The sequence below is a fragment of the Pedococcus sp. P1_H8 genome (assembly GCF_056405175.1).
Window position 1 is genome coordinate 1 of record NZ_JBFUCP010000133.1, and the last position, 520, is coordinate 520.

Sequence of the window (520 nt, forward strand, 5' to 3'; positions counted from 1 at the left end):
CACCAACTGCGCGAACGCACCACCGTTGACCAAGGGGACAACGAGCATGACCACACCGGCAGCCAGCGCGGTACCGATCGCCGGACGCACGAGTGTAGGCAGCGTCGGTACCAGGCTGATGCCCGCACGGTGCAAGGCAAGCACGGCTAACGGAAGCGCGATGAGTACCGCCACAGCGGCGTGTGCGATGGCTGCGCCCTGGACGCCGTCCAGGTGGGTTCCGACCCACAGGGCGGGAATCAGCGCTATGGCCCAACCGGCGTTGAGCCACACGGTGGCCTTCGTCGCTCCCAAGGAGGTCAAGATGTCGAACGCCAGCGATGTCAGCATCCGCACGACCATCAGGACCGCGAGATAGCGCAGCACGTCTGCGGACGGGCCCCACTGATCGCCGTAGAGGAACAGCACCATCGGTGTAGCGAGTGTCGCCATCAGCACTGCAAAGGGTACGGCCGTGGAGACCTGTACGGGAACCGCGCGCAGCACGCCGAGTGCGAGCGCCTGCGGCCCCTGTTCGGCT

General features: G+C 66.3%; 1 pseudogene. It reads right to left on the minus strand.

The features are described 5' to 3' along the window. Positions 1-520 (minus strand): annotated as a pseudogene (locus AC1DYG_RS19230) (hypothetical protein); the annotation flags it as partial.